Origin of the sequence: Enterococcus sp. SB12 (assembly GCF_030910025.2) — a bacterium.
GTDB classification, from domain to species: domain Bacteria; phylum Bacillota; class Bacilli; order Lactobacillales; family Enterococcaceae; genus Enterococcus_B; species Enterococcus_B faecium.
The window spans coordinates 1,015,034-1,027,435 of sequence record NZ_CP175675.1 but is presented as its reverse complement, the minus strand read 5'-3'; the positions used below and the strand labels follow the sequence as shown (position 1 = coordinate 1,027,435).

General features: G+C 37.2%; 10 protein-coding genes and 2 pseudogenes. 5 read left to right on the top strand and 7 right to left on the bottom strand.

Features of this window, described 5'->3' with window-relative positions; all coding sequences use genetic code 11:
* Positions 1–26 precede the first annotated feature (26 nt).
* Positions 27–509 carry a YbaK/EbsC family protein gene (locus tag RBL01_RS04995; protein WP_038809718.1) on the bottom strand — a complete coding sequence of 161 codons (483 nt, stop codon included), beginning with the start codon at positions 507–509 and terminating at the stop codon, positions 27–29.
* Between the two features lie 149 nt (positions 510–658).
* On the opposite strand from RBL01_RS04995, the gene RBL01_RS04990 reads away from it, so the two are divergent.
* Entirely contained in the window at positions 659–1,027 is a 369-nt protein-coding gene (locus tag RBL01_RS04990; protein WP_002294467.1) for an iron chaperone, read from the top strand.
* 464 nt (positions 1,028–1,491) lie between these two features.
* Positions 1,492–1,944, top strand: coding sequence for a helix-turn-helix domain-containing protein (locus tag RBL01_RS04985; RefSeq protein WP_002300528.1), 453 nt, complete (start codon positions 1,492–1,494; stop codon positions 1,942–1,944).
* A 123-nt stretch (positions 1,945–2,067) separates the two neighbouring features.
* Here the strand turns inward: RBL01_RS04985 and RBL01_RS04980 are convergent, their stop codons facing one another.
* On the bottom strand, positions 2,068–2,919 hold the full coding sequence (locus RBL01_RS04980; protein ID WP_038809719.1) for a GRP family sugar transporter: 852 nt from the start codon (positions 2,917–2,919) through the stop codon (positions 2,068–2,070).
* Positions 2,920–2,931: 12 nt separating this feature from the next.
* Entirely contained in the window at positions 2,932–3,717 is a 786-nt protein-coding gene (locus RBL01_RS04975) for an SDR family oxidoreductase (RefSeq protein WP_002294471.1), read from the bottom strand.
* Positions 3,718–4,204: 487 nt separating this feature from the next.
* Here RBL01_RS04975 and RBL01_RS04970 point away from each other — a divergent pair, with 487 nt between their 5' ends.
* Positions 4,205–5,113, top strand: a complete 909-nt coding sequence (locus RBL01_RS04970; RefSeq protein ID WP_410779642.1) for an IS982-like element ISEfm1 family transposase — start codon at positions 4,205–4,207, stop codon at positions 5,111–5,113.
* Positions 5,114–5,159: 46 nt separating this feature from the next.
* Here the strand turns inward: RBL01_RS04970 and ribF are convergent, their stop codons facing one another.
* The 3 genes from ribF to RBL01_RS04955 form a co-directional block, all read right to left on the bottom strand.
* Entirely contained in the window at positions 5,160–6,101 is a 942-nt protein-coding gene (gene ribF, locus RBL01_RS04965; RefSeq protein ID WP_002288521.1) for a riboflavin biosynthesis protein RibF, read from the bottom strand.
* A 3-nt stretch (positions 6,102–6,104) separates the two neighbouring features.
* Entirely contained in the window at positions 6,105–7,028 is a 924-nt protein-coding gene (truB, locus tag RBL01_RS04960; protein ID WP_002301259.1) for a tRNA pseudouridine(55) synthase TruB, read from the bottom strand.
* A 367-nt stretch (positions 7,029–7,395) separates the two neighbouring features.
* Positions 7,396–9,759, bottom strand: coding sequence for a phosphoketolase (locus tag RBL01_RS04955; protein WP_410779641.1), 2,364 nt, complete (start codon positions 9,757–9,759; stop codon positions 7,396–7,398).
* Between the two features lie 164 nt (positions 9,760–9,923).
* Here RBL01_RS04955 and RBL01_RS04950 point away from each other — a divergent pair.
* Positions 9,924–10,380 (top strand): annotated as a pseudogene (locus RBL01_RS04950) (sugar ABC transporter permease); the annotation flags it as partial.
* 240 nt (positions 10,381–10,620) lie between these two features.
* Positions 10,621–11,911 (top strand): annotated as a pseudogene (locus RBL01_RS04945) (ISL3 family transposase).
* A gap of 130 nt (positions 11,912–12,041) precedes the next feature.
* Here RBL01_RS04945 and rbfA read toward each other — a convergent pair.
* The gene (gene rbfA / locus RBL01_RS04940; RefSeq protein ID WP_002294142.1) at positions 12,042–12,389 is read right to left on the bottom strand and encodes a 30S ribosome-binding factor RbfA; all 348 of its coding nucleotides are present in this window, start codon (positions 12,387–12,389) and stop codon (positions 12,042–12,044) included.
* Positions 12,390–12,402 lie beyond the last annotated feature (13 nt).

Genomic DNA, 12,402 nt, shown 5'->3' with positions numbered 1-12,402 from the left:
CTCCAAGTATGCACTATTTTACTTGGTTAATTGTTTTTTTCGTTTGCCGGCATCAAAAATATCGGCATCTCAAGTAGCTGGATGATTTTGTTTAAGTCAACCGTTTGGATGACCATCGTTTGATCTGGTCTACCTGGTGCAAAAACAAGTTTTTCATTTGATAAGAGCTCTTCATCAATAATAATCGGAATCTGTTTTTCATAACCAAACGGAGAAACAGCGCCCTGCTTTTGTCCCGTTTGTTCTTCCATGCGTTCTGATGAAACAATAGAAAGCCTTTTACCGACGATCTTCCCTAATGTTTTGAAATCCGTTTGTTTCGTAGTAAAAGTCAGATATACGTAGTTATTATCTTTTTTATCTTTTAAGAATAAGCTTTTGGTCTCTGTACCTGTAAATCCTTGTTCTTTCTTTATTACCAAAGCATCTTCATTTGTATAAATGGCTCGATGATGATACAACTCAAAATATATATTTTCGTGTAAGAATTTCTTTGCCAAGTCAATCATTTTTATGTCTCTTTTCTATTTTATTATTTGAGACATCTTATCATATAAATATAGCGGTTACAACATTACTTGTGTTTTGTTCGTTTTTTATACATAACTATTGTTTTTCTGGTAAAATAAATCAAACCACTTAATGGAGGCGTTTTAGAATGGAAAAATTTCAGCCGATCATCAATCAGATCAAAGAAAAAGAACATCAACAAAAGATCAAAGACCTTTTTGCTAAGATAACAGAAACGTATCCCCAGCTAGACACAACTGTAAAATGGAACCAACCTATGTTTACTGACCATGGTACCTTTATTATTGCATTTAGTTTTGCTAAAAATCATTTTTCTATCGCACCGGAAAAAGCAGCGATTCGTGCCCTTGAAAAAAATATCCAAGAAGCAGGCTACGTATATACGGATAACGTCATCAAAGTTCCTTGGAAAAGTGTAATCAACTGGGAATTGATTGAACAATTGATTTCATTTAATATTGAAGATAAAAAAGGTCATGATAAATTTTGGCGATAAAGCTTTATACGAATAAACCTTTTACTGGCGAGGAAACTATTCATCAGCTTATACAGGTTTTGTTCAATCCTGTCCTTTTTATCATCCCTGGTTAAACACTTAATTGACAAAGTATCTGCTATTTTTATAAGGAGTCTTTCTTGTGCTGAAAAAAATCACTGATTGAATGGCTTTGAATTTTCCACTTAGTAAAATTATTTTTTCAGCAATTTTCCTGCAAAACTTTTGAATAAGGAAAAAATACGAGAAAATATCAGTGATCTTTCATAATACTGCCCATTATTTTCAGGTATATTTAAATATAATATCACTTTAGGAGAGAACGAATTTCTTTAGAGAAAGAAAAGTTAGAATTTTCTGACTTGATTTTTACAATGACCTTAATTAAAATCGTTCTTTCTACATTTCGTGATTAAGCAAATATCAACTAAGTCAGTAGAACCATTCACATAGGAGGGTGAACATTGAAAGATTTTTACTCAGTAAATGAATTAGCCGAACAATTAGGTGTTACTACACGTTCTATCAGAAATTATCTTCATGAAGGAAAACTAAAAGGAACAAAGGTTGGCGGACAATGGAAATTTTCTGAACGTAATCTTTTTGAGTTCCTATACGGAGATCAAGCAGAGGAAGCAGCAAAAGAAATGCAGCGATTCATGCTAAATGCACCAATCACGATGCGTTTCAACCTTCAGTATCGTGATTTTACAGCAATCAATCAATTCCGAGAACAATTAGTCCAGTACCATAACGATGTTTACGCAAATAAAAAAGACCGTCTTTTACAATACGATCTTTATAAAGACAATCATGCGGAGATACTAATCGGTGGTAACTTCAATTATGTCGTAAACTTTAGTCAATGGATCAATGAAAAATTATTGATGCAGACAGATATTTCACTTGTATCTTAAACAATTAAAAAGCGCTAGAAATTCCAGAGATGTTGGAAATTCTAGCGCTATTTTTTTATAAGTACTTACTGTATGGTTCAAACAAATATTTTTTTAATAAATGAGATTTTACCATCTTTATCCTCAAATAAAGACCGTGACCATGCTTCCTACTACGATCAGCAATAATCCGATAATCGTTAATTTTTTTTCTTTTGGTGTCTTATTTTCATGCAGGATGTACATACCGCCTAATGTAGAGATAACTACGTTTAGCTGTGTAATGATATATGCAGTAGCAACCCCATTTTCATTTGCTGAAAAAATATAAGCCAATGCTGACACACTGAAGATGGCTCCAACTATTGTTGCTTTCCAACTCTTGTCTTCAGAAAATGCGGTTGGTTTTCGGAAAATCACATAAATCACTGCCCCTAAAAAGACACCGATCATTTGCGGAAAGAAAATGGAAAGTCCGCTTGCATCAACTAGTTTGGGCAATGCACTGTAAACCCAATAACCAATACTTGTTGATACTAATAGACTGATTCCTTTTGTGATACCGCCTTTTTTTCCAGGATCATCACTGATTGCCGTTAAAGCAGAACCAAATACAAGAAGAATGATTGCTGCTGCACCAATGATTTTTCCCATACTTCCAGACCATTCTCCAAAAGCGAAGACACCAATCAATGAGGTTCCGACTAACTGTAATGCAGTCGAAATTGGCATCGTTTTAGAAACACCAATCAAGTTGAAAGATGTATACTGTCCTGTTTGTCCGATGACCCAGAATGCACCAGAAAGTAAACTAATCAAAAATGTAGTCACTGAAATACCAGCTGGAGAAGCGAATAATTGAACAAGTAAGCCAACGAGCACGGCTCCAATACCAGTTCCTAATATCTCATTTGTTGGTCTGCCACCAATCTTTTTCAAAATCAGTGGCTGGATCCCCCACCCAACTGCCGGGATCAATGCAATCAATAAACCCATTTTTATTCACTCTTATCCTTTTCCACCTTGGAAAGAAGGATATAAAGTCATCCCACCATCTGCAAATAGTGTAATACCTGTAACATAACTGGATTCGTCTGAAGCCAACCATGCAGCTGTCGCCGCTATTTCTTTTGGTTCACCTACGCGTCCTAGTGGGATCATACTTTCCAAGAGTTCTTTTTGTTCAGGATCATCAAATTTTGCCGCATTAATAGGTGTACGGATAGCACCAGGTCCTATACTATTGATTCTGATTCCCTTTGGTGCGTACTCCATTGCTACCGTTTCGGTGAATAGTTTTACTCCGCCTTTTGAAGCAGCGTAATGAGCAAACGTTGGCCATGGGATTTGTTCATGAACAGAAGACATATTGATGATATTTCCTTTTTTATCATTCTCTGTAAAGTAATTTAAAGCCGCTTTCGTTCCGATAAAAACGCCAGTCAAATTGACTTTTAATACTCTTTCCCAATCTTCAAGGCTAAGTTCATGGGTTGGATGCTGATTTTCCATCCCAGCATTATTAATCCAAACGTCCAGTGTCCCAAAATTTTCTAAAGCCGTATCAAGTAAACGCTGTATTCCTTCTTCAGAACTGACATCTGCTTGTACAGAGACTGCTTTTCCGCCTGCCTCTTCGATTGCTTTGACTGCTTTTTCTGCTCCTTCTTTATCCGAGTTATAGTTGACAACTACATTCATTTTTTCTTTCCCGAATCGTTGAGCAATCGCTGTTCCAATCCCCTTTGAGCCACCAGTTACTACTGCGACTTTGTTTTCTAATTCCTTATACATAGTACCCACTCCTTTTTCATACCTAAACCTGTTATTACGGATAACTTTTATTTCCGTCTTAAAGTGAGTGTACACCAAGGTATATAGTCTAAAGCAAATGATACGCTCTAGCAATCGTTTTCATGAATTGCTAGTGTCCTTTTATTTCTATAAAGAAAGAGGTTGTGACAGAAGTGGCCAGCTTCAAGAAATAAGAAGTAATTTACAAAAATTACTTCTCAAATTTTTGTGAAATTTTGGCTTATTTCCGAAGAAGCTACTTCTGAAAAACCATTTATTTGGAAAAAAAGGCTGTGACAAGACTTTTGTCACAGCCCCTTTCCTGGGCTTATTTATCACCCATTTTATTGAAATTGCTAGTTATACATAAACAAGAACCCGTGGTGCTAGTTAATTTTTTCCTAGAGGAAAATGTCTAAACATGTTGGTAAATCAACAAAAAAACGCATATAGTAGTCTCAAAACTCCCAAGAAATGAGGACTACATATGCGTTCATCAAAATATACTGAACATTATACAGATACTTTTATAACATTCAAGGAAATTATGAGAACTGTTTCTAACATATACCACAATTGTGTACCAGATAAGATTAAAAACCGAAGAAATACTGATCAACTGAAGCAACGCGAAACAGTGATTATTGCTTGTGTTATATGGGGCATAATTAATGGCTATACTAGCCAAAGAGCCACGTATAGAGCGGTTTGTTCCGTCTTATTTCCTAATGGTGACTTTCCTAGTAGGAGTCGATTCACTCGCTTAAGTTCAAACTTAGCTTACACTATCAAGATTATTCGATACTTTTTCATCAAGAAGCTCACCAAAGGTGAACTAGTCGGAATTATAGATAGTTTTCCTAGTCCATTATGTAAACCAGTTAGAAATAGACAAGCAAAACTATTGAATCAAATAGCCAAAGTTGGCTATAACTCAACAAAAAAATCTTATTTTTATGGTCTTAAAATTCATATGATCGTTACTAAGACTGGCTTTCCGATTACTTACTCAATCACGAATCCAGGTGTCCATGACGTGAAAGTGTTAGAGACTTTATCGGAAGAAGCGAATCTTCCCAATATCCTAGGGGACAAAGGATATATTAGCCATAAAATCCATGAAAAGCTTGCCCTTAAGGGCATTACTATATCCGTTCCGCCACGTAAAAACATGGATAAATCAGAAAAACTAGACCACAGCTTACTTGGAAAACAAAGAAAAACAGTTGAGACTGTTTTTTCTTCCTTAGAAAAATTAGGTTGTCAAAATTTCAACTCACGTTCTGTTAAAGGGCTAGAGAGTAGATTTGAAAGCATATTACTGGCTTACAGTGTTCTATTAAGTCGAGCACAACGACGTTTTGAAGGAACTTTGAGATATTCTTTAGGATATTAAAATTAACTAGCACCACGGGTAAACAAGAGATTTTATGCATAATGTTTTATTGCTGAGAAAAATATTCAGCTGTTGCTTGTTCATCCTCTTTGAGTTGTTCAATCAATTCCTCTACACTAGAAAATTTCACTTGATCTCTTAAAAATTGATTCCAGCGTACTGCGACATGTTCACCATAGATATCTTGATTAAAGTCCAAAATATACAATTCTACAGTCAGCTCCCGTCCTTCACCGAATGTATCATTATGTCCAATTGAACCCATGGCTGGATACCAAGTTTCCCCAATTTTTATTTCCGATACATAAACACCTTCTTTAGGCAAATGAACTGTGCTCTTTACTTTGACATTTGCTGTAGGGAATCCTAGTAGTCTGCCTCGTGCATCGCCATGGACAACTACCCCTTCTACCTCATATGTGCAACCTAATAGTTTTGCTGCTTCTTTTACTTGTCCGCTGTCTAGTAATCCTCGAATACGGGTAGAGCTGATTTTTTCACCTTGTTCTTCTTCTTTAGAAACTGTGACGATTTTGAATCTTCCTTTGGCATATTCAGGAAAATGAGCGACATCTGCAATGTCTTTTGGTCCATACGTATAATCAAAACCGGAAACAGCATATTTTGCATGTAACCCTACGATGTATTGATCAACAAATTCCTGCGGTGCTAAATGAGCAAAAGAAGAAGTAAAATCAACTTCATATAAATAATCTATACCCAAAGCGGCCATTTTTTCTTCTTTTTGCTTAAGGCTAGTCAAATATTTCACGCTGCTAGGATCGATCTTTTTAAAGACAATCGATGGATGCTGATTGAAAGTCATCAATGCTAATTTCAATCCTTCTTTTTGTGCAATTTCCATACCTGTCTTTATGACTTTCTGGTGTCCAATATGCACGCCGTCAAAAAATCCCAGTACTAAAACGACATCGTCTTCTGGAATTTGTTCTGATTGGTAAGGATGTCTGATCTTGATGATATTCATTCGTTATTCCTCATTTCTCAATACTTTACTAGGTTTTAATTTGTTTTTTTCTTTCGGGTTTGGCTGATAGATACTGACAACTTTGCCTTTATAAAACAAAGCAATTTCTTCTGACGGCATTTCTGGGAGCGCAAATACAGTATAATCAAGTCTCATACCGTTTTTTACTTTCTGCCATACTTCATCAGTAATATCTACTCGTTTGAATCGTTTCACTCCTTTTTCTATTGGCAGCAAACAATCATCGATTGTCCCATTTTTCACAGCTTGAGCTACTTCTTCTAATGTCAGAGCATCTTTCTGGGACATACCGGCACTTGCTGTTCGGGTCAGATCAGACATGTGCGCAGGGTAACCAAGTTTCTTGCCTGTATCTACAGCTAATGTGCGGACATAGGTTCCTTTCCCGCATTCTACTTCGAAGCGCCAAGAAATGGTTCCTGTCACTTCGTCTCTTGTCAATTCACTTGTCCGGATAAAACGGTAAATCTGAGCCTTTCTAACAGGACGCTCCACTGTTTCATTATTGCGGGCATATTCATATAACCGCTTACCGTTGACTTTTACCGCTGAGTACATTGGTGGTATCTGGGTGATCTCACCAATAAATGAAGCCATCACTTCATCTATTTTTTCTTCAGATAAAGACATATCTACTGGTTTTGTTTCTACCCGTTCTCCGGATCGATCTTCCGTCGTTGTACTGAAACCTAGAGTTATCTCGCCTACATAGATTTTCCCAGAATCTGTCAAATATTCGATAACTTTTGTGGCTTTTCCAATACAAATAGGCAACACACCGTCTACGTCTGGGTCAAGCGTACCCCCATGTCCGATTTTTTTCGTATGTAAGATTTTTCTTAATTTGAATACGCAATCATGACTTGTCATTCCGCGTTCTTTCCATAAAGGTAATAACCCGTCCATGTCTTTTCTCCATTTCATTTTTGATTTAACTGAATTATTATAACACATTGCATCAATTACTGACGAATTTGACATCATAATGAACGGTTTTTATTTTTCGGCAATAAAAACGTAACAAAATTCATGCTCACGTAAATAGAAATCATGTTATGTTTTTTTAAAGGAGGGAATAGAATGGAAGATTTTTTCTTTGCACCATTTGATTGGATTTATGGGTGGCTTACAGGTAAATAGTTTGGTTTTCACTTCCCAAAAACGAAAAAAAAGACTGTCCATTCTTCCAGTCTTTTTTCCGTTTTTTTTATTTATTTTTTCAGTTTCTTAATCAATGTAAAAAATTCTGTTTTGCGGGATCGATTTTATCATTTTATTGATCAAGATTTTTCCATTTCCAATCCAATACTTCTGGCAGATCAATACCATTTTCACGAATATAGTTTTGATGTTCTTGTAATTTCTGATCCATTTTTTCCGCAAAATCTTCTGCTTGACTTCCTTTGATTTTTAAAGCTGCGTCTTTTGCCAAATGATAACGATCAAGTTCATTTACTACACGCATGTCAAATGGTGTCGTGATATCTCCATTTTCTTTGTAGCCATGAATCATTAAATGATGGTTATGACGATCAAAGAAAATCGTGCGGACCAATGTTTCATAACCGTGGAAAGCAAATAAGATCGGTTTGTCTTTTGTAAAATATTGATCAAATTCTTCATCGCTCAACCCACGCGGATCTTGACTTGGATGACGTAATTTCAATAAATCTACGACATTAATGAACCGAATTTTTAGTTTTGGGAATTCTTCCAGCAGCAAAGTTGCAGCTGCTAATGCTTCTAAGTTAGATTCCGTTCCTGCAGCAGCAATGACCAATTCAGGTTCCTCCTCTTTTGCTGTCGAAGCCCAATCAATGATTTTCAAGCCTTCATTCACTAAGACGGCTGCTTCTTCTGCTGAGTAAAATTGAGCACGCGGATGTTTGGAAGAGATGATCAAATTGATTTTTTCTGACGAGCGGAATGCTTTATCCATGACTGCGAGCAATGTATTTGCATCCGCAGGCAGATATTCACGGATGAACTCCGCCTTCTTTTCTGCCAAATGTGTCAATATTCCTGGATCTTGGTGGCTATATCCATTGTGATCTTGCTGGAAGACTGTTGAGCTTGCAATGAGATTTAGCGAAGGATAATCATTTCGCCAAGAAAGGTCATGTGATTTCCGCATCCATTTGAAGTGCTGAGTCAACATAGAATCAACCACTCGCAAGAATGATTCGTAACTTGCAAAAAAACCATGCCGTCCAGTCAGAACGTACCCTTCTAAGAACCCTTCATCTTGGTGTTCCGATAATTGACTGTCGATGACGCGACCAGATGGCGAAAGCCATTCATCATTTTCTGGTTCGATTTTTTCCATCCATTGGCGATTTGTCGTTTTGAAAACTTGATTCAATCGGTTTGATTTTGTTTCATCTGGTCCAAATATACGAAAATTTTCTGGATTTTTCTCAATGATCTCGCGAACGAATTTACCAAGTTCGGTCATATCTTCTGCTTTAATGGAGCCTGGTTTTTCAAATTGCAAAGTATATTTTTTCCAATCTGGCATAATAAGCGGTTTTGGATCGATTCCACCATTGGTGATAGGATTTTTTGCCATTCTTTGGTCACCAGTAGGCGCGATTTCTCTGATTTCTTCTAAAATACGTCCTTGTGCATCAAATAATTTTTCTGGTTCATAGGATTTCAGCCAACGGAGTAAAGCATCTGCATGATCCATATGTTCTTGATCTACAGGAATCGGTACTTGGTGTGCTCGGAAGGTTCCTTCAATTGGTTCCCCGTCCCATTCTTTTGGACCGGTCCATCCTTTTGGTGTGCGTACGATCAATACTGGCCATTTTGGCATCACGACATCTGTTGCTGTCTTCAGGCGAGCTTCTTTTTGGATGGATTTGATTTTCTCGATTGCTTGATCCATTTTTTCAGCCATAATAGGATTTAATTTTTCTGGATCATTTCCTTCAATAAAGAAAGGTTCCCAGCCAAGTCCGTTAAAGTAATTTGCTAATTCTCCATCTGATTTACGTGCCAAGATCGTTGGGTTGGCTATTTTTGCACCATTTAAATGAAGGATCGGTAAAACAGCTCCATCTATCACTGGATTGATAAAGACATTTGAGAACCAGCTTCCAGCTAAAGGACCGGTTTCTGCTTCACCATCACCAATCACGACAGCAGAGATTACTTCAGGATTGTCTAATACAGCTCCGACTGCATGTGAAAGAGAGTATCCAAGCTCTCCGCCTTCATGGATAGAACCTGGTGTTTCTGGTGCTGCATGAGAAGCAATGCCTCCAGGAAATGAAAATCGCTTGAATAATTTTTGCATTCCTGTCTCATCTTCCGTTACTTCTGGATAGATCTCTGTGTAACTTCCATCTAAATAAGCATTCGATACCATGACTTGTCCACCGTGTCCTGGCCCTTCGATATAAAACATGTTCAAATCATATTTATTGATGACTCGGTTCAAATGGACATAAATAAAATTTTGGCCAGGAATCGTTCCCCAATGACCGATTGGATGTTTTTTGACATCTTCTGGTTTCAGTGTACGTCTCAGTAAGGGGTTATCTTTAAGATAAAGTTGCCCAACAGAAAGATAATTAGCAGCACGCCACCAAGCCGTCATTTTATCAAAGTATTCTTTACTAGAATAATCCATACATAACACTCCTTTTCATTATTACTCTTATTCTAGCGCAGATACTCCCAATTGAAACCTAATAAGCACTTCTGTTCATTTGTTTGGATTTTATATCTAGCCAAATGAACAGGTATAAAAAACCACGAAATTTTTCCTTTCGCTGACGTTTTTTACATTGATCCAAAAAACTTGTCGTTATCACAATGGCTGTTCCGCAGTTCATTTCGCTCCTCATCATGCATAATTTGCTGAATGACGCTAGGCCAGTTAACACATTGTTGGAAAACTGGGGCTGGATCGAGCAATTCCTTTCCTGATTGATCCGTTTTATGTAAAAGTCTCTGTTATCTTTGTCAATATGTGAATTGGTATCCCAGCTACTATGCTAATTTCTACAGGGATTATCCAAAATTTGGATCGTGACGAAATCGAAGCGGCGTAATCGGAAATATCAATAACTTCAACGTGATTTTTCTTTTAACTGTCAACGGACCGACAAACTCAAACTTTTATGGTGCAGGTTCCACTGATCTTCTAGTTACTTGGCTATACCTGACTGTCACTAAAATAGATTACAATCTAGCTTCCGTTATCGGTATCTTGATCTTTATCTATATGCAAAAATTTATATACTACTAGAAAAAAGAAAGTCGAATTTTTTACTTTTCTTTTTCTCTTTTTTGGTTAGCTGACACGCTACCAGACTAAAGTCATGGAACTCTTAGGTAATACGTCTTAATGAAAACAAAAAAAGGCTCTATACTTTTTGATGTTGGTGGATGACACCAGCATCTTTTTTATTTTCCAAAACATATAGAAAAGACACCTTGAAATCCTTTAGAATTAATTTGGCGAACCAACCCAAAAGGAGGAATCAAGATGTCTTACACTCACCTTATCAAAGAAACATTAGATATTCTAGACTTATCAGTTACTTTTAACGAAAATTGTCTCACAAAAGAAAAATACAAAGGGCAAATCTGTCATATTTATCGTGGAAACTTGATTTATACAGCCCAAGAATGCATCCACTGTAAACACCAGATTGCTTCAGATATTGTGCGTTGGGGTACAACAACCGTCCGGTTGTTAATGAACGATGTTTCTGAATACCGTACCTACCTCGAATTGAAAAAGCAACGCTTCAAATGCAAAGCTTGTCAGCGGACCTTTGTCGCAGATACTTCTGTTGCGAAAAAACATTGTTTCATCAGTGAGAAAGTCCGCTGGTCTGTCGTGACTCGTCTGAAAAAAATACCTCAATGACAGAGATCGCCGCTCAGAAAAATCTATCGGTCTCTTCTGTTTACCGTATTATGAAGCGATTTTATCGTCCGTTGAATCCTTTTCGGACACCGTTACCTAAGGTACTTTGTTTTGATGAATTCAAATCAGTTCGGGGTGTTTCAGGTGCTATGAGTTTCATCATGATGGATGGACAAACACAGCGCTTATTGGACATTGTCGAGAACCGACAACTGCCTTTTTAAAACGTTATTTTAGTCATTTTTCACGAGAAATTCGTGAAGCGGTCGAATGGATCGTGATTGATATGTACGCTCCTTATGTATCGCTCGTTAAAAAGCTGTTTCCAAAAGCACAGCTGATTATTGACCGGTTTCACATCGTCCAACATATTGGTCGTACCTTTCGCAATCATCGAATCAAAGAAACGAACCAACTATTAAAAAGCAAAGAACAAAAACACTATCAATTAGGTAAGCAATTAAAAAGATACTGGAAACTTCTTCAAAAAGATGAACGCAAGCTTGATTATACTCGACGCCTTTGGCGACCTGGCTTCAAAGCTCATTTAACAGAGACCGATATTGTGGATCGCTTACTGAAAGGGAGCCCTGCTTTGCGTGTAGGCTATCAGTTATATCAAGACTTTCTTTACGCTGTAAAGGAACGAGACTACGTATCGTTTGAAGAACTACTTACCAATAATATCATGCTTCCCGAAGGCTATCAGACGACCTTGAGAACGTTCCAGAAATTTCTGCCACAAATCAAAAATGCTTTACAACAAAGTTATTCAAATGGCCCACTTGAATGTCTGAACAACCATATCAAAGTGTTAAAACGAAATGCATATGGCTTTCGTAGCTTTTATAATTTCAAATTGCGCATCATGATTCGTCATGGCAACGCATTGATTTTCAACTAAAAAAGATCAAGAGGAACTGATCCACTTGATCTCCAATTATTCTAAGATTTCTCTTTACCAACATCATTTGACAAAGAGCCCAAAAAAATCCCGCAACCCCTGATTTCACAGGATTTGCGGGATTTTTTGATTAGTCTTTGTTCAAGTCGCGAAGCAATTCATCGATATGGTTGCCATAGACAACTGATTCATCAAGTTCAAAGAACAATTCAGGTGTCTTATAAATACTTAGATTGTGCCCTAATTCTCGACGAATCAATCCTGATGCTTTATTCAATCCATCTTGTGCTTTTTTCTTATCTGATGCTAAGTCAGATAAAATGCTGTAATAGATCGTTGCTTGCTGTAAGTCCCCCGTAACTTTCACATCTGTGATCGTTACGTTCTCCACACGAGGATCACGGACCTTTTTGCGCAAAATATCATTGACTTCTTTTAAGATTTCTTGACCGACTCGGCGATCACGGTAGTTAGCCATAATGATTGGCCTC